Origin of the sequence: Polaromonas sp. C04, assembly GCF_002002705.1 — a bacterium.
Taxonomy (GTDB): domain Bacteria; phylum Pseudomonadota; class Gammaproteobacteria; order Burkholderiales; family Burkholderiaceae_C; genus Rhodoferax_A.
Map to the genome: position 1 here is coordinate 247,406 of NZ_MUNS01000022.1, position 17,808 is coordinate 265,213.

Sequence of the window (17,808 nt, forward strand, 5' to 3'; positions counted from 1 at the left end):
TCCATGGCACCCAAAGAATCCAGCACCTTCGTCACCGAGGTCGACGCCAGCTACCTTGAGTCGCTGATGGGCTACAACGCCCGGCGCGCGGCGCTGGCCATCATCGAGTCGTTCCTGCGGCACATGGCCGTGTACGAGTTGCGGCCGGTGGATTTCTCGGTACTGTCGCTAATCACCCACAACCCCGGCATCACCTCGCGCCAGCTTTGCAGCGCGCTGAGCATCCTGCCGCCCAACCTGGTGGGCATGATCAACGCGCTGGAAAAGCGCGAACTGATCGTGCGCCGGCCGCACCCGCACGACCGCCGCGCCACGGGGCTGCACCTGACCGAAGCCGGCCAGAAATTGATGCGCGATGCCGAGCACACCGCCAGCGAGCTCGAAGCCCAGGCCACCGGCCGCCTGAGCGCGACCGAGCGGAAAACCCTGATGCGGCTGCTGCAAAAAATCTATATAAAAGCCAAATAGTTGGCGTTTATGGCTCTGAGCCCACGTATTTCGGGCACTAACAGCTATGAAACTTGTAGCATCCAGGAAACTGCGCTATATTTGCCTCGCCCTGGTGGGTGCGCGGCGAGGGGCCGGCACCACCTACCCAATTAAATATACGAGGAGATCGACGAATGAGTTCCAAGGAAAATGCCGCCGTCAGCCAGTTGCTGAGCCTGCTGGAGTCGCGCTACGCGATGCGTGTGCTGTGGGCGCTCAGGGATGGCCATGCGCAGACCTTCCGGCTGCTGCAGGACAGCGTCGGCGGCATCACCCCGAACACGCTCAACACCCGCATCAAGGAGCTGCGTGAGGCCGGCCTGGTGAACCATGGCACCGATGGCTATGGCGTCACGGCGTCGGGTGTCGATCTGCTCAAGCGCCTGAACGACCTGCAGGCCTTTGCCGGCAAGTGGGCGGCCAGCCAGGCGAAAAAGAAGTAAGCCCTTTTCTTTTTGGGGATCCAAAGGACAGGCGTGACCTGTCCTTTTTCGTTTCTGCAGGCCGGATGTGCCGCAGGGAGCCGGCTGGCAGGCTGGCATAATTCGGGAAGTTTTGGGACTTTTCCCTCTGTAACAATGCATAGCTTGCTATATTTTATATAGCGCACCAACCAAGGATTGAGCATGATCACCACCGCATCCGGCCTGCAATACCATGACACCGCCACCGGCGACGGCGCCCAGGCCACGAAAGGCCAGAGCGTCACCGTTCATTACACCGGCTGGCTCTTCAACGACGGCGTGCAAGGCGCCAAGTTCGACTCCAGCAAGGACCGCAAGGACCCTTTCGTGTTCTCGTTGGGCGCCGGCATGGTGATTCGCGGCTGGGACGAAGGCGTCGCGGGCATGAAGGTTGGCGGGGCGCGCACCCTGATCATTCCGGCGGACCTGGGCTATGGCGCGCGCGGCGCCGGCGGCGTGATTCCGCCCAACGCCACGCTCAAGTTCGACGTCGAACTGCTCGGCGTCAAGTAAACAAACACTCCGGCGCCCCGGCGGCGGCAGCCGGTTCGCGGGTCTGGCCTCGCGTCGCAGCCAGGGCTTGAAAGGCGCGATGCCGCCCTTAAATGAAGAACTGGCCACTCAAAATCCCATTTTCAAGCATGTCCAACCATCAGAACCCCGAGCAAAATCAATCCATGAACGCCCCGGCAGCGGATGGAATTCCGGCCGACGCCTCGCCCGAGGAGCGCGAAGCCGCCCTGGCCGCGAACGAAGCGCAGGCCGCGGCCGACATGATCGGCGTGCAGGCCGAGATGGACGGCCTCAAGACCAGGGTCGCGGAGTTGTCCGACCACTTTTTGCGCGCCAAGGCCGAAACCGAAAATGCCCGCCGCCGCGCCGAAGAGGAAATCTCCAAGGCCCGCAAATTTGCACTTGAGAGCTTTGCCGAGAGCTTGTTGCCGGTAGCAGACAGCCTGGAAGCCGGCCTGGCCGTGAAGGATGCCACGCTGGAACAGATCCGCGAAGGCACCACGGTCACGCTGCGCCAGCTCAAAGCGGCGCTGGAGCGCAACAAGGTGATCGAGGTCAATCCGCCCGCCGGCAGCAAATTCGACCCGCATCAGCACCAGGCCATCAGCATGGTGCCGGCCGATCAGGAGCCCAATACTGTGGTCACGGTGCTGCAAAAGGGCTATTTGATCGCCGAACGCGTGCTGCGCCCCGCGCTGGTGACGGTCGCAGCGCCGAAATGACGGCCTCAAGGGCTTGAAACACCTCCGGCTATCCACAAGTAACGCTTATTCATTTTTCAAAAATCGCAGGAGTAAACATCATGGGAAGAATCATCGGGATCGACCTGGGCACCACCAACAGCTGTGTGTCCATCATCGAGGGCAGCACGCCCAAGGTCATTGAAAATTCCGAGGGCGCGCGCACCACGCCCTCGATCGTGGCCTACCAGGAAGACGGCGAAGTGCTGGTGGGCGCCTCGGCCAAGCGCCAGGCCGTCACCAACCCGAAGAACACCCTGTATGCCGTCAAGCGCCTGATCGGGCGCAAATTCACCGAAAAAGAGGTGCAAAAGGACATCAACCTCATGCCCTACAAGATCGTCGCGGCCGACAACGGCGACGCCTGGGTCGAGGTGCGCGGCAAGCAGATTTCCGCCCAGCAGGTCAGCGCCGACATCCTGCGCAAGATGAAGAAGACCGCCGAGGATTACCTGGGTGAACCCGTCACCGAGGCCGTGATCACCGTGCCCGCTTACTTCAACGACAGCCAGCGCCAGGCCACCAAGGACGCGGGCCGGATTGCCGGGCTGGATGTCAAGCGCATCATCAACGAGCCGACCGCGGCCGCGCTGGCCTTCGGCATGGACAAGATGGAAAAGGGCGACCGCAAGATCGCGGTGTACGACCTGGGCGGGGGCACGTTCGACATCTCCATCATCGAGATCGCCGATGTCGATGGCGAGAAGCAGTTCGAGGTGCTGTCCACCAACGGTGACACCTTCCTGGGCGGCGAAGACTTCGATCAGCGCATCATCGACTACATCGTCGGCGAGTTCAAGAAGGAGCAAGGCGTCGACCTGTCCAAGGACGTGCTGGCATTGCAGCGCCTGAAGGATGCCGCCGAAAAAGCCAAGATCGAGCTGTCCAACAGCGCACAGACCGACATCAACCTGCCCTACATCACGGCCGATGCCTCGGGCCCCAAGCACCTGAACATCAAGATGACGCGCGCCAAGCTGGAGTCGCTGGTGGACGAGCTGATCGAGCGCACCATCGGCCCGTGCCGTACGGCCATCAAGGACGCCGGCGTGAGCGTATCCGATATCAACGACGTGATTCTGGTGGGCGGCATGACGCGCATGCCCAAGGTGCAGGACAAGGTCAAGGAATTCTTCGGCAAGGACCCGCGCAAGGACGTGAACCCCGACGAAGCCGTGGCCGTGGGCGCCGCCATCCAGGGCCAGGTGCTCAGTGGCGACCGCAAGGACGTGCTGCTGCTGGACGTGACGCCGCTGTCGCTGGGCATCGAGACCATGGGCGGCGTGATGACCAAGATGATCAAGAAAAACACGACCATCCCGACCAAGTTCGCACAGACCTTCTCGACCGCCGAGGACAACCAGCCGGCCGTGACGATCAAGGTGTTCCAGGGCGAGCGCGACATCGCCAGCGGCAACAAGCTGCTGGGCGAATTCAACCTCGAAGGCATCCCGCCGTCGGCGCGCGGCACGCCGCAGATCGAGGTGTCGTTCGACATCGACGCCAACGGCATCCTGCACGTGGGCGCCAAGGACAAGGGCACCGGCAAGGAGAACAAGATCACCATCAAGGCCAACTCGGGCCTGACGGAGGCCGAGATCCAGCAAATGGTGAAGGACGCCGAGATCAACGCGGCCGACGACAAGAAAAAACTGGAACTGGTGCAGGCCCGAAATCAGGGCGAGGCGATGGTGCACAGCGTGCGCAAGAGCCTCGTTGAGTACGGCGACAAGCTCGATGCCGGCGAGAAGGAAAAGATCGAAGCCGCGATCAAGGACCTGGACGAAGCCCTCAAGGGTGAGGACAAGGCCGCGATCGAGGAAAAGACCAATACCCTGACCACCGCCAGCCAGAAACTGGGCGAGAAGATGTACGCCGACATGCAGGCGCAGCAAGCCGCCGCGTCCGCAGGGGCCGGCACGGCAGGTGCCCAGTCGCCGGAGCAACCGGCGGCCGATGACAACGTGGTGGATGCCGAGGTCAAGGAAGTCAAAAAGGGCTGATGCAGGCCGGCAGGCCACTGAAGTCGCAGCCTCGAGACAGCGAAGCGGAAACCGGGAGTCATCCGGGATTTCCGCTTTCGCACATCCGGGCCGCAAAATTTTCCGCTCACTGAAGACGCAATCCCCATGGCCAAACGAGACTATTACGAAACCCTGGGCGTTCCGAAAAACGCCAGCGATGAAGAGATCAAGAAGGCTTATCGCAAGCTGGCGATGAAGCACCACCCGGACCGCAACCAGGGCGATGTGGCGAAGACGGCCGAGGCCAAGTTCAAGGAAGCCAAGGAGGCCTACGAGATGCTGAGCGACGCGCAAAAGCGCGCCGCTTACGACCAGTACGGCCATGCCGGCGTCGACCCGAACATGCGCGGCGGCCCGGGCGCGGAAGGTTTTGGCGGCTTTGCCGAGGCGTTTGGCGACATCTTCGGCGACATCTTCAACGGCCAGCGCGGCGGCCGGGCCCAGGGTGGCCGGCAGGTGTTTCGCGGCGGCGACCTGAGCTATGCGATGGAGGTCACGCTCGAAGAGGCGGCCCAGGGCAAGGAAGCGCAGATCCGCATTCCCACCTGGGACGACTGCGCCACCTGCCATGGCACGGGCGCCAAGCCCGGCACCAAAGTCATCACCTGCACCACCTGCCACGGCGCCGGTGCCGTGCAGATGCGCCAGGGCTTTTTCAGCGTGCAGCAGACCTGCCCGACGTGCCGCGGCACGGGCAAGCTCATCCCCGAACCGTGCACCACCTGCCACGGCCAGGGCAAGATCAAGAGCAACAAGACGCTGGAAATCAAGATTCCGGCTGGCGTCGATGACGGCATGCGCATCCGCAGCACCGGCAATGGCGAGCCGGGCACGAATGGCGGCCCGCCGGGCGATCTCTATATTGAGATTCGCCTCAAGAAACACAACATCTTCGAGCGCGATGGCGACGACCTGCACTGCGAGGTGCCGATCAGCTTCACCACGGCCGCGCTGGGCGGCGAGATTGACGTGCCCACGCTGGCCGGCAAAGCCGCCATCGACATTCCCGAAGGCACGCAGGGCGGCAAGCAGTTCCGCCTGCGCGGCAAGGGCATCAAGGGCGTGCGCTCCAGCTACCCGGGTGATCTGTACTGCCACATCACGGTGGAAACGCCTGTGAAATTGACAGAGCACCAGCGCAAGCTGCTCAAGGAGCTCGACGAGTCGCTCAAAAAAGGCGGCGCCAAACACTCGCCCAGCGAGGGCAGCTGGACCGACAAACTGAAGAGCTTCTTCACCGCCTGAAGCGCCCCGGCTGGCGCCCCGAAACCTGATGCCCCGGCCGGCTGCGTCGCCCTGACCGGGCGTGGACGGCCTCTGGACGGCGCATGAGCGCGGCTCCTGTAGCATCATTGCGGCAGCGAATGAAGGGATCAGATGAGCGTCAACATCACGTTTCTGGGCGGGGCCGGCACCGTCACCGGCTCCAGGTACCTGGTGCAGCACGCAGGCAAGAGTGTGCTGGTCGACTGCGGTTTGTTCCAGGGCTACAAGCAGCTGCGGCTGCGCAACTGGCGCCCCTTGCCTGTGGCGCCGGACAAGATTGACGCTGTCATACTGACGCACGCCCACCTGGACCACAGCGGCTATCTGCCGCTGCTGGCGCGCGAGGGCTTTTCGGGCCACGTGTATGCCACCGCCGGCACGCGCGACCTGTGCGGCATCCTGCTGCCAGACAGCGGCCACATCCAGGAAGAAGATGCCGACTTTGCCAATCGGCATGGCTTCTCGAAGCACACGCCGGCCTTGCCTCTGTACACACGGCGCGATGCGCTGGACTGCCTGCGCTTGTTCAGGAGCGTTCCCTTCTCCAGGGAGTTCGAGCCCGTGCCGGGCTGGCACGCCACCTTCTCCATGGCGGGGCACATTCTGGGCGCCGCCAGCGTATTGCTGGAGGCGGCGGGGCGGCGCATCCTGTTCTCCGGCGATCTGGGGCGCCCCGATGACTTGCTGATGCTCCCTGCGGACCCGGCCCCGGCCGCAGATACGGTATTGATCGAATCCACCTATGGCGACCGCGTGCATCCGGTGGAGGACGTGATGGCAGAGCTTGGACCGGCCCTGAAACGCGTCGCCGCGCGCGGCGGCGTCGCGGTGGTGCCGGTGTTTGCGGTCGGACGCGCGCAGGCGCTGCTGCATGCCATCGCCCGTCTCAAGGCCGGCGGCGCTCTGCCGGCTTCGTTGCCGGTGTTTCTCGACAGTCCCATGGCCATCAAAACCACCGGCCTGTTCGAGCGCCACCCGGGCGAGCACCGCCTGAGCACGCGGGAGGCACATGCCATGGGCCATGCCGCCACCATGGTGGAGACGACCGAGCAGTCCAAGGCATTGGCCAAACGGCACGGCCCGATGGTGATCCTCGCAGGCAGCGGCATGGCAACCGGCGGGCGGGTGTTGCACCACCTGGCGCTGTACGCTGGCGACCATCGCAACATGATTGTTCTGACCGGCTATCAGGCGCCGGGTACGCGCGGGGCCACGCTGGCCAGCGGCGCCAAGACCGTGCGTCTTCATGGCCAGGACATAGCCGTGAATGCGGAGGTCGTGCAACTGCAGTCGGCCTCGGCGCACGCCGACGCCAACCAGCTGATGCAGTGGCTGCGCACATTGCCGCGCGCCCCCGATGAAGTCTATGTGGTGCACGGCGACATGGGGGCGTCCGACGAACTGCGCAAGCGCATCGAACACGAACTGAAGTGGCGCGCCATGGTGCCCGAGCATGGCTCGACCTGGCCCGGTTAGCGGCGTGCCGTCTTGCATCTATAGTGCAGGGATTCTTCTTTACCTGCAGTCATCCCCATGAAAACCCGCGCCGCCGTCGCCTGGCAATCCGGCCAGCCCCTGACCATCGAAACCGTGGACCTCGAAGGTCCGAAATTCGGCGAGGTGCTGGTCGAGATCAAGGCCACCGGCATCTGCCACACCGACTACTACACGCTGTCGGGCGCCGATCCTGAAGGCATCTTCCCCTCGATCCTGGGCCACGAAGGCGCGGGCATCGTGGTCGATGTCGGCCCCGGCGTGACCACGCTTCAACGCGGCGACCACGTCATCCCGCTGTACACGCCCGAATGCCGCCAGTGCAAGTTCTGCCTGAGCCGCAAGACCAACCTGTGCCAGCTGATCCGCGGCACGCAAGGCAAGGGCCTGATGCCCGATGCCACCAGCCGCTTCAGCCTGGACGGCAAACCCATCTTTCATTACATGGGCACATCCACCTTCAGCAACTACACGGTGGCACCCGAGATCTCGCTGGCGAAGATCCGCAAGGACGCGCCTTTCGACAAGGTCTGCTACATCGGCTGCGGCGTCACCACCGGCATCGGCGCCGTGATCTTCACGGCCAAGGTCGAGGCCGGCGCGAATGTGGTCGTCTTCGGCCTGGGCGGCATCGGGCTGAACGTGATCCAGGGCGCGAAGATGGTGGGCGCCGACAAGATCATCGGCGTGGACCTGAACCCGGCGCGCGAAGCCATGGCGCGCCAGTTCGGCATGACGCACTTCCTCAACCCCAAGGAGCACGAGAACATCGTCGATGCCATCGTGCAGCTGACCGACGGCGGCGCCGACTACAGCTTCGAGTGCATCGGCAACACGCAGGTGATGCGCCAGGCGCTCGAATGCACGCACAAGGGCTGGGGCCGCAGCATCATCATCGGCGTGGCCGAAGCCGGTGCCGAGATCAGCACGCGGCCGTTCCAGCTCGTCACGGGGCGCAAGTGGGAAGGCTCGGCCTTTGGCGGCGCGCGCGGGCGCACCGACGTGCCCAGGATCGTCGACTGGTACATGGAGGGCAAGATCAACATCGACGACCTGATCACGCACACCATGCCACTGGAGGACATCAACAAGGGCTTCGAGCTCATGAAGCGCGGCGAGTCGATCCGCGGCGTGGTGCTTTACTGACCCGTGCACCTCTGGCGAACCGCCAAAACCGCAAAAACAGCGAAAATCCAGAACCATGTCGTCGCTGAAACTGTTCCGCACCACCGAGTTCGCCCTGTCGTCATTTTTTTCACCCGAACGGGAGCGGGCTGCCCTGCATCCGGTCTGGGTCATCGTGCTGGCCTCGGTCTGGATTGCCACGGCCTGCAACCTGGCGCTGTGGCAGCAACTGGCGCGCCTGCCCGGGCTGGACAACACCCGCGGCCTGTGGTTTGGCGCGGGATTTGCGGTGATGATTGCCGCCGCCACCAGCGCACTGCTGAGTCTGCTGGCCTGGCGCTGGACACTCAAGCCAGCCATCACCCTGTTCCTGCTGGCCGGCGCCTTTGGCGCCTATTTCATGTTGAGCTACGGCGTGGTCATCGACACCACCATGATGATCAACGTGCTGCAGACCAACCCGCGTGAAGTGGGCGACCTTGTCAGCTGGCGCATGCTGGGCAGCGTGCTGGTGCTGGCGATCCTGCCGGCCGTGTGGCTCTGGCGCAAGCCCTTGAGGCGCCTCACCTTTGGCCGACGGCTGCTCGTCAATACTATGGCTTTCATAGCGTCCTGCGCAGTATTGGTCGGGGTTACGGCCATTTTGTACAAGGACGTCTCGTCGGTCATGCGCAACCACACCCAAATGCGCTACCTGATCAACCCGCTCAATTCGTTCTATGCGCTCGGCGACATCGCCGCCAAGCCGCTCGAGCGCAACGACTCGGTGCTGCTGCCAATCGGCGAAGACGCCCACCTCGGCGCCAGCTACGCCACCCAAAGCAAACCACCCCTGCTGCTGCTGGTGCTGGGCGAGACCGGACGCGCCGGCAACTTCGGCCTGAACGGCTATGCACGCGCCACCACGCCGGAGCTGGCGCGGGAAGATGTGGTGAGCCTGCGCAACGCCTGGTCGTGCGGCACGAGCACGGCCAGCGCGGTGCCGTGCATGTTTTCCCCTCTGGGGCGCACGGACTTCGAGGCCCGCAAGGTCAATTACGAAGGTCTTCTCGATGTGCTGCAGCGCGCCGGACTGGCCGTGCTGTGGATCGACAACCAGGCGGGCTGCAAAGGCGTGTGCGACCGGGTTCCCCATGTCGACACCTCGCAGCTCAAGGTGCCGGGCCTGTGCCAGGGCGGGGAGTGTTTTGATGCCATCATGCTGGACAAGATCAACGAGCGCATCGCCGCCCTGCCGGCTGCGGCGCGCGCCAAAGGCGTGGTCGTGGTAATGCACCAGATGGGCAGCCACGGCCCCGCCTACTACAAACGCAGCCCCGCGGCCTACAAGAAATTCCTGCCCGAATGCACCAGCAACAACTTGCAGGACTGCGACCGTGAACAGTTGGTGAACGCCTACGACAACACCGTGCTGTACACCGATCATTTCCTGGCCTCCAGCATCGAATGGCTCAAGACGCAGGAGCAGCAGTATTCACCCGCCATGATTTATGTCGCGGACCATGGCGAATCGCTGGGTGAAAACAACCTCTACCTGCACGGCCTGCCCTACAGCATCGCGCCCGACGTGCAAAAGCATGTGCCCTGGATTACCTGGCTGTCACCGTCGTTCCAGCAGCGCGACAAAATCACAACGGCCTGTCTCAAGCGCCAGCTGGATGCACCGGTTTCACAAGACAATTACTTTCATTCCGTCCTGGGCTTGCTTGACGTGCAAACCAGCGTTTACCAGCGATCGATGGACATCTACGCGGGCTGCGCCAAACCATGACGCGAATTCCCATGGTGGCACCAGGCCTGTCAGGCTCCGGCCTGTCAACAAGGCATGGCTGGCTGTAATATCCAAAACCCACATTAAAACCATTACTTATAACCGGACTGAATATGCATATTCGAAAAATCCTGGCAATTTCCCTTCTTTTGGCCACCACCCTGCACGCCGGCGCCGCCGACCTGCTCGACACCGTCAAGCAGCGCGGCACGCTCAGGGTGGCGATGGAAGGCACCTACCCGCCCTTCAACTACAAGGAAAATGGCCAGCTGGCCGGCTTTGAGGTCGAGCTGTCCAACGCATTGGCACAAAAACTCGGCGTGAAGGCCGATTTCACCACCGGGGAATGGAGTGCTCTTCTGGCCGGCTTGCAGGCAGGCAAATACGACGTGGTGATCAACCAGGTCGGCATCACCGACAAGCGCAAGGAGACTTTCGATTTTTCAGAGCCCTACACCATCTCCAGCCCACAGTTGATCGTGCGCCAGGACGAAAAACGTGATTTCAAAACGCTGGCGGATCTGAGGGGCAAGAAGCTTGGCCTGGGCCAGGGCACCAACTTTGCCGATATGGCCAAGGCGGTAGGCGGCATCGACATCAAGACCTACCCCGGCTCCACCGAGTACCTACAGGATCTGGCGCTGGGGCGCATCGACGCCGCGATGAACGACAGCCTCTTGATCCCCTACATCATCAAGAAAACCAAACTGCCGCTCAAGGCCGGTGCACCCGTGGGCGAGATTGAGAAAAACGGTATCCCGTTTGCCAAGAACAACCCGAAGTTCAAAGCGGCGCTGGACAAGGCACTGGCCGATATGGAGGCCGATGGCAGTTTTGCGAAAATCTCCAACAAATGGTTTGACCGCGACGTCAGCAAACCGCCACTCGCGAAATAATTTTCGCGCTTGGCAACCCGGCTGCGGCCGGGTTTTTTTATTCAAATCGGGAGAGTGATGTATGGACCTGCATGGCTTGACGCAATTGCTGCGCGACGCGCTGCCGGTGATGCTCAGGGGCGCCGGCTACACGCTGGTGCTGGCCGTGGCGTCCGTGATTTTCGGCGCGGTGCTGGGCACTCTGGTGGCGATCACACGCATGGCCAAGGTGCCCGCGCTGTCGCAATTCGCCACCCTGTATGTGAGCTGCATGCGCGGCACGCCGCTGCTGGTGCAACTGTTCGTGATTTACTTCGGCCTGCCCAGCATCGGCATCCAGTTCGAGCCGATCACCGCGGGCATTCTGGGCCTGAGCCTGAACGTCGGCGCCTACCTGTCCGAGACCATCCGCGGCGCAATCAACGGCGTGGAACACGGCCAGTGGAACGCCGCGCGCAGCCTGGGCCTGACGCAGACGCAAACCCTGCGCTACATCGTCGGCCCGCAGGCGCTGCGCCTGGCCGTGCCCAGCCTGTCGAACAGCCTGATCAGCCTGATCAAGGACACCTCGCTGGTGTCGGTGATTGCCGTGAGCGAGCTGATGCTGGCCACCAAGGAAGTGATTGCGACCACGTTCCAGCCGTTCCCGCTGTACCTGGCCGCCGCGGGCATCTACTGGGCCATGAGCGCCTTCTTTGAGACGCTGCAGAAAAAGCTGGAAGTGCGGCTGAACCGCAGCTATTTGCGTTGAAGGGCGACAAGGCCCGGCGCTAGAACAAACTGCCCTGCCCTACCGCCTCACCAGGGCGGAACTGGCTCGCGTCGAGCTCGATGCGCTCGCGATTGAACCCCAGGCGGCGGCAGGTTTTTTCGAAGCGCTGGCGCACCAGCTCGGCCCACAGACCACTGCCCTTCATGCGCGTCGCAAAATCACTGTCATAGTCCTTGCCGCCGCGCATGTCGTGGATGCGCGCCATGATGCGCGCGGCGCGCTGCGGATAGTGCAGTTCCAGCCACTGGCGAAACAGCGGACTCAGCTCCCACGGCAGGCGCAGCACGGTGTAGAAGGCGCTGCGCGCGCCCGCCTCCCAAGCGGCGGCCAGCACCTGCTCCATGTCTTCGTTCACGAACGGGATTTGCGGCGCCACGCTGACACCCACCGGCACGCCGGCATCCGCCAGCGTGCGGATGGTACGCAGTCGCCGCCAGGGTGCGGCGGCACGCGGCTCCAGAATGCGCGCGAGATTGGCATCGAGCGTGGTGACGGTCACATACACCGCCGCAAGCCCCGCCTGCGCCATCGGCGCGATCAGGTCCAGGTCGCGCTCCACGCCGCTGCCCTTGGTCACCACGGCGAACGGATGGTGGCATTGCTGCAGCAACTCGACCACGCCGCGCGTGAGGCGCAGCTCGCGCTCGACCGGCTGGTAGGGATCGGTCACCGTGCCCAGCGCAATCATGCGCGGCACATGGCGCGGCGCCGCCAGCTCGCGCGCCAGCACGACGGCAATGTTGCGTTTGGCGACGATGCGGGTCTCGAAGTCCAGCCCCGGCGACAGGCCCAGGTAGCTGTGCGTCGGCCGTGCATAGCAGTACACGCAACCGTGCTCGCAGCCGCGGTACGGGTTCAGGCCGTAGTCGAAGTAAATGTCGGGCGACTCGTTGTGTGTGAGCGCGCTTTTGGCGTCTTCGAACGTGACCTGCGTGGCGGGGGGTGCCGAATCACTCTGCACGTCAGCCGCCAGGGTGTCCCAGCCATCGTCGAAGGCATCGCGCACGTCGAGCTCGAACCGGTGCGCAATGCGCGTAGCCGTGCCCCGCCCCTTGATGGCGTGCAGGGGAATCATCACGTCGCTCAAGGGGCTGCCTCCATCCCGCCGGCATGGCGCAGCGGTCGGGCTGACGGCGGGGAAGCCTTGCGGAGTGTCATGGTGACAATAATACTGTACAAACAACCAGTATTCAATCATTCCATCCACGCACCTTTTAGTAACGCAGATCCGCCCTCACGGCCCCAACCCCTGGTGCCCCAGCATCCCCGCATCGGCCAGCAGTCGCAGCCGCGCCGAGCGCCACTCCGCCAGGTCGCGGATGCGCTCTTGCTGCGCGTCCGACAGCGCCGCCTGCGTGCTCAAGATATCCAGGATGTCGGCCGCCCCTTTGTCGAACTTGCGCTGCACGCTCTGCAGTGCCGCCTGCGCGGCTTGCAGCAGGCGCTGCGAGGCCTGCAGGTTGTCCAGCGCGGCCAGCGCGTCGGCATGCGTTTTGACCAGTTCCATCAGCACCTGGCTCTCGGTGTCCTGCAGGTCGGCCTCCTTCTGCTCCACCTGGGCCTGCGCGCCGCGCACTTTGTACGTGCGCGCGAAGCCTTCGAACAGCGGGATGGTCAAGGTCACCCCGACCAGGGTCTCGCGCGTATTGATGGTCGCCAAGCTCTGGTTGGGCCGCCCGTTCTGGTAGTAGCTGCCCGTGAGGTCGATCGTCGGCAGTCCCTCGGCCTGGGTCGCCACGACCTTGGCTTGGGCCGCGGCCAGCTGCGCGCGCGCCGCCACGATCGCGGGGTGCTGCGCCTGGGCTTGTTCCAGCCAGGCGTCAAGGTCCTGGCGCAGCCCGTCGCTCGGATCCACCAGGTCTTCGGTCAGGCTCAAGCGCGTCTGCGCCGGCACCCCGAGCGCATAGACCAGCACGGACAGCGCCTTCTGGTACGCACCCTGGGCACGGCTCTGGTCCAGCGTCGCCTTGGCCAGAGCCGTGGCCGCCTGCAGCGTGTCGGTCTGGGCGCCGGCACCACGGCTCTCGCGGCGCTGCGCCGCCGCCAGCGTCTGGCGCGCCAGCGCCTCGTTGGTTTGCCGCGCAGCCCAGGCGGCCTGGGTCGTCTGCGCGTCGAAATAGGCCTGGATAACACCAGCCAGGGTCTTTTGCAGGACCGCATCGTGGTTGGCCAGGGCCGCATCGAGCAGGGCCGTGGCGGCGCGGCTGTTCTCCTTGCGTGCGCCGAAGTCGAACAACCGCCAGCTCAACGTGCCATAGAGCGTACCGGCCTGCACGTTGGTACTTGGCGCAGGGTAATTCGGGTACCAGGTCCGATCATCCATGCGGCTGGCGCTGAGCGTGACTGTCGGCAGGTAGGCCGCACGCGACTCCCCCAGCGCTGCCGCCTGCACCTTGATCGCGGCCCAAGCGCTTTGCACCTGCGGGTTGTGGCACAAGGCCACGTCCACCGCTTCCGTCAAGCTCAAGGGACTGCCCTCGACGTCCATGTCGGAGCAAGGCGCAGGGGCGCTGTCCCCCGGCAGCACCGTGCCGATATCGAGCACCGGCGGACGGGTCAGTAGGGGGTCCTCTATCGGGGTGCTCAAGGTGTTCATCGCATCCCAAGCCAGCGCCGGGCCGCACAGCATGGCGCCCAGCACGATCCCTGCAACGGTTGCAGCACCGCGTTTACCTTTCATGCAGGGACTCATGCGCATGCTGCACCAGGGGCGACAAGATGTACTCGATCACGCGGCGTGTGCCGGTCTTGATCTCCGCATTCGCCGACATCCCGGCCGACAGCGGCATGTCGCGGCCCTCGACGTTGATACTGGAGCGCTCCAGCGTGAGCTTGACAGAATAGATCAGGCCCTTTTTCTCGTCCTGGATGGCATCGCGCGAGACGTGGGTTACTTTGGCGGGGATGGTGCCGTACTTGGTGTATTCGAAGGCATCGATCTTGACCTCGGCCCCCTGCCCCTCCTGTACGAAGCCGACATCCTTGTTCTCCAGGAAGGCCTCGACCTCGACCGGCCCTTGTCGCGGCACGATCAGCATCAGCGGCTGTGCCGCGGGCACGGCGGCGCCCACGGTGTGCACGGTAAGCTGCTGCACCGTGCCGTCCACCGGCGCAGTGAGGCGCAGCAAGTGGCTGTGTTCGCCGGCCCGTTTCGCATCCTGGCGGCTGTCGCCCGCGATGCGTTCACCCTCCAGCAGGGCGTCCTGCGCTTCCTTGCCGGTCTGGGCGATCAGGGCAGCACGCTGATGCTGCGCATCCGCCAGTTGCCCCTGCAGGTCGATGCGCGCCTGCTCCTTCTCGATCCAGGCGTGCTGCGACACGTCATGATTGCCGGTCAAGACCTTGTAGTCGTTGGCCGTTTGCGTCGCCAGCGGCAAGTTCTGCGCATAGTGCGCAATATCGCCATCGATGCGCGCCAGCTTGGTGGCGTAGTCGCGGTACTGTCCGTCCAGCTGGCGCTGAGCGTCCTGCCACTGTGCTGGCGAGATGCCGGCCATCCTGGGCAGCCGCGGCGGCGTGCCGCTGCGCAAGGCCGCGACCAGCGCCTGCGAGCGCGCCATCTGCAAGGTGGCCAGAGTCTCGTCGCCCTGCGCCTTGTCGTGCTCGGCGTCGGTGGCGCTGGTATCGAGATCGATCAGGGGGTCGCCGGCCTTCACCGCCTGCCCTTCCTGCACGTGCAGGGCGCGCACCGCCGCCACATCCACCGAGGTAATGGTCTTGGTGTAGCCCGAGGGAATGATCTTGCCGGTGGCGGTGACGATGATGTCGATCTTGCCCAGAACGGACCAGACCAGGGCGATCAGCACCAACGCGATCAAGAGTCCGGCGGTCAGTCGGACACTGGCGGAAACGGGTTTCTCCTGCAGGGACAGGGCCGCGGGCAGGAACTCGGCCTCCTGTTCGTTGAACAGGCCGCCGTCCAGGGTTTTACGCTGAGCCCAGAAGTGGGCAAACGTGCGCCGGTAATGGCCCAGCAGCTCGCGCCAGGCGGCCAGGCGGTGGCGCGCGCTCACTGGAGTACCTTCGTGCTGCGCACTGCGGTGCGAGCTTGCTTGGGGTGGCCCGGCGCGGCGCTCATGACGCCGCCACCGCTTGGGCCATGGGTACGGAAGGGCCTGGAGCCGAGGACTGCGCGCCAGACGGGTGGCCAGCCTGGTGAATGGGCGGGCCGCCCTGCTGCAGACGGTACAGATGGGTGTAGATGCCCTGTGGGTTGCGCAGCAGTTCCTCGTGGCTGCCGACCTCGGCGATCTGGCCGCGCTCGATGACCACGATGCGGTTCGCCTCGCGCACGGCCGTCAATCGGTGCGCGATGATCAGCACGGTACGCCCGGCGCAGATGCGGCGCATATTCTGCTGGATGATGGCCTCGCTCTCGTAGTCCAGCGCGCTGGTGGCCTCGTCGAAGATCAGGATACGCGGGTTCGCGATCAAGGCCCGCGCGATCGCGATGCGCTGGCGCTGCCCGCCCGACAGGCCGGTACCGTGTTCGCCCACCAGGGTGTCGTAGCCCTCGGGCAGCTCGCAGATGAATTCGTGCGCGCCGGCGAGTATTGCGGCGTCGATGATGGCCTCGATCGGCAGCGCCGGGTTGGACAGCGCGATGTTGTCGCGGACGGAGCGGCTGAACAGGACGTTCTCCTGCAGCACCACGCCGATCTGATGCCGCAGCGAGGTGGTGTCGATGATGCCGATGTCCTGGCCGTCGACCAGCACCCGGCCGCGGTCCGGCACGTACAGGCGCTGCACCAGGCGGGTCAGGGTGCTCTTGCCCGAGCCGGAGCGGCCCACGATGCCGATGACCTCGCCGGGGTGGATTGTCAGGTTGACGGCGCGCAGCACGTCCGGCGTGTCGGGGCGGTAGCGGAACGACACCTGGTCGAACTCGATGGCGCCCTGCACACGCGGGATGCGGGTTTTCTGGCCGGCGACCTCGGTGCGCGCGTTCAGGATGTCGCCCAGGCGGCTCATGGAGATGCCGACCTGCTGGAAGTCGTTCCACAGCTGCGCCAGGCGCAGGATCGGCGCGGCCACCTGGTTGGCCAGCATGGTGAAGGCCACCAGCTCGCCCACCGTCAGCTTGTCGTCGATCACCAGCTGGGCCCCCAGCCACATGATGGCGGCGGTCACCAGCTTGCTGACCAGGGTCACGCCGCCGCCGGCGAACAGGGCGATGTTGGTGGTGGACAGACCGGCGGAGACGTAGGCGGCCAGCTGCTTTTCCCATTTGTGCTGCCAGCGCGGCTCCACCGCCATGGCTTTCACGGTGTCGATGCCGCTGAGGGTCTCGACCAGGAAGGACTGGTTCTCCGCGCTTTTGTTGAATTTGTCGTTCAGGCGCCGGCGCAGGATCGGGGTGAACAGCATGGAGAGCGCGACGTACAGCGGGATCGAGACCACCACGATGAGGGTCAGCCAGGCGCTGTACCACAACATCACGGCCAGGAACACGAAGGAGAACAGCACGTCCAGCACCGAGGTCATGGCGTTGCCGGTGAGGAACGAGCGGATGTTCTCCAGCTCGCGGATGCGCGCCACCGAGTCGCCGACCCGGCGCGCCTGGAAGTAGCTGATGGGCAGGCTGAGCAGGTGCTTGAACAGGCGCGCACCCAGCTCCACGTCGATCTTGCTGCTGGTGTGAGAGAACACGTAGGTGCGGATGCCGGTGAGCAGTGCCTCGAACACGGTGGCGCAAATCAGGCCGATGGCGATGACGTTGAGGGTCTTCATCGCGTGGTTAACCAGCACCTTGTCCATCACGACCTGGAAGAACATCGGGGTGGCCAGGCCGATCAGCTGCAGCACGAAGGAGATCAGCAGCACCTCGCCCAGCAGCCGGCGGTATTTGACGACGGCGGGGATGAACCAGCTGAAGTCGAAGCGGGCGACCTCGCCGGCGTAGCTGGCGCGGCTGGTGAAGAAGATCAGCTCGCCCTTATAGATTTGAAGGAAGTCGGCCAGGGGCAGCACGGCGGGGGGTTCGCCGGGGCGCTGGAGCAGGACGCGGGGCGCGTCCTTGTTGGAGGCATCGATGCGGGCCACGATGAAGTAGCGGCCTTCCTGATCGGTGGCGATGGCAGGCAGCGGTGCGCGCTCCAGCCGTTCGGGCGCCTGGGCGACCTGCCGGGCCGAGAAGCCCAGGCGCTTGGCCGCAAGCAACAGGGTTTGCGTGCCGAAGGCGTCGGGGCCGAACTCGTGCTTGAGCTGGGCCTCGTCGGCTGCAATGCCATGAAAGCTGGCCATCATGAGCAGGCACTGCAAGGCAGTATCGACGC

15 protein-coding genes are annotated in these 17,808 nt (G+C 64.4%); 11 read left to right on the forward strand and 4 right to left on the reverse strand.

Annotation, left to right across the window (positions count from 1 at the left end; all coding sequences use genetic code 11):
• Positions 1-3: 3 nt before the first annotated feature.
• The 11 genes from B0E49_RS04955 to B0E49_RS05005 all read left to right on the forward strand — a co-directional run bounded on the left by B0E49_RS04955 (position 4) and on the right by B0E49_RS05005 (position 11,512).
• Positions 4-468 (forward strand): MarR family winged helix-turn-helix transcriptional regulator, encoded by a 465-nt coding sequence (locus tag B0E49_RS04955; RefSeq protein WP_077560852.1) that lies wholly within the window; start codon positions 4-6, stop codon positions 466-468.
• A 155-nt stretch (positions 469-623) separates the two neighbouring features.
• Positions 624-932 carry a winged helix-turn-helix transcriptional regulator gene (locus tag B0E49_RS04960; protein ID WP_077560853.1) on the forward strand — a complete coding sequence of 103 codons (309 nt, stop codon included), beginning with the start codon at positions 624-626 and terminating at the stop codon, positions 930-932.
• Positions 933-1,109: 177 nt separating this feature from the next.
• Entirely contained in the window at positions 1,110-1,466 is a 357-nt protein-coding gene (locus B0E49_RS04965) for an FKBP-type peptidyl-prolyl cis-trans isomerase (protein WP_077560854.1), read from the forward strand.
• A 128-nt stretch (positions 1,467-1,594) separates the two neighbouring features.
• Positions 1,595-2,188, forward strand: coding sequence for a nucleotide exchange factor GrpE (gene grpE, locus B0E49_RS04970; RefSeq protein WP_077560881.1), 594 nt, complete (start codon positions 1,595-1,597; stop codon positions 2,186-2,188).
• Between the two features lie 80 nt (positions 2,189-2,268).
• The gene (gene dnaK, locus B0E49_RS04975; RefSeq protein ID WP_077560855.1) at positions 2,269-4,209 is read left to right on the forward strand and encodes a molecular chaperone DnaK; all 1,941 of its coding nucleotides are present in this window, start codon (positions 2,269-2,271) and stop codon (positions 4,207-4,209) included.
• A gap of 126 nt (positions 4,210-4,335) precedes the next feature.
• Positions 4,336-5,475, forward strand: coding sequence for a molecular chaperone DnaJ (gene dnaJ / locus B0E49_RS04980; RefSeq protein ID WP_077560856.1), 1,140 nt, complete (start codon positions 4,336-4,338; stop codon positions 5,473-5,475).
• A 132-nt stretch (positions 5,476-5,607) separates the two neighbouring features.
• Positions 5,608-6,972 carry an MBL fold metallo-hydrolase gene (locus B0E49_RS04985; RefSeq protein WP_077560857.1) on the forward strand — a complete coding sequence of 455 codons (1,365 nt, stop codon included), beginning with the start codon at positions 5,608-5,610 and terminating at the stop codon, positions 6,970-6,972.
• Between the two features lie 57 nt (positions 6,973-7,029).
• Positions 7,030-8,136 carry an S-(hydroxymethyl)glutathione dehydrogenase/class III alcohol dehydrogenase gene (locus B0E49_RS04990; RefSeq protein WP_077560858.1) on the forward strand — a complete coding sequence of 369 codons (1,107 nt, stop codon included), beginning with the start codon at positions 7,030-7,032 and terminating at the stop codon, positions 8,134-8,136.
• 55 nt (positions 8,137-8,191) lie between these two features.
• Positions 8,192-9,886 (forward strand): phosphoethanolamine transferase, encoded by a 1,695-nt coding sequence (locus B0E49_RS04995; RefSeq protein WP_077560859.1) that lies wholly within the window; start codon positions 8,192-8,194, stop codon positions 9,884-9,886.
• 113 nt (positions 9,887-9,999) lie between these two features.
• Positions 10,000-10,782, forward strand: coding sequence for a transporter substrate-binding domain-containing protein (locus B0E49_RS05000; RefSeq protein WP_174571066.1), 783 nt, complete (start codon positions 10,000-10,002; stop codon positions 10,780-10,782).
• Between the two features lie 61 nt (positions 10,783-10,843).
• Positions 10,844-11,512 carry an amino acid ABC transporter permease gene (locus B0E49_RS05005; protein ID WP_077560861.1) on the forward strand — a complete coding sequence of 223 codons (669 nt, stop codon included), beginning with the start codon at positions 10,844-10,846 and terminating at the stop codon, positions 11,510-11,512.
• Positions 11,513-11,531: 19 nt separating this feature from the next.
• Here B0E49_RS05005 and B0E49_RS05010 read toward each other — a convergent pair whose 3' ends face one another.
• From B0E49_RS05010 to B0E49_RS05025, 4 genes are all read right to left on the reverse strand, one after another.
• Positions 11,532-12,608, reverse strand: coding sequence for a PA0069 family radical SAM protein (locus B0E49_RS05010; RefSeq protein ID WP_077560882.1), 1,077 nt, complete (start codon positions 12,606-12,608; stop codon positions 11,532-11,534).
• 159 nt (positions 12,609-12,767) lie between these two features.
• On the reverse strand, positions 12,768-14,213 hold the full coding sequence (locus tag B0E49_RS05015; protein WP_077560862.1) for a TolC family protein: 1,446 nt from the start codon (positions 14,211-14,213) through the stop codon (positions 12,768-12,770).
• Positions 14,203-15,546 carry an HlyD family type I secretion periplasmic adaptor subunit gene (locus B0E49_RS05020; RefSeq protein WP_077560863.1) on the reverse strand — a complete coding sequence of 448 codons (1,344 nt, stop codon included), beginning with the start codon at positions 15,544-15,546 and terminating at the stop codon, positions 14,203-14,205. Before B0E49_RS05020 ends, B0E49_RS05015 begins: the two co-directional genes overlap by 11 nt.
• 61 nt (positions 15,547-15,607) lie before the next feature.
• A partial coding sequence (locus B0E49_RS05025; RefSeq protein ID WP_077560883.1) for a type I secretion system permease/ATPase occupies positions 15,608-17,808 on the reverse strand: 2,201 nt, incomplete at its 5' end.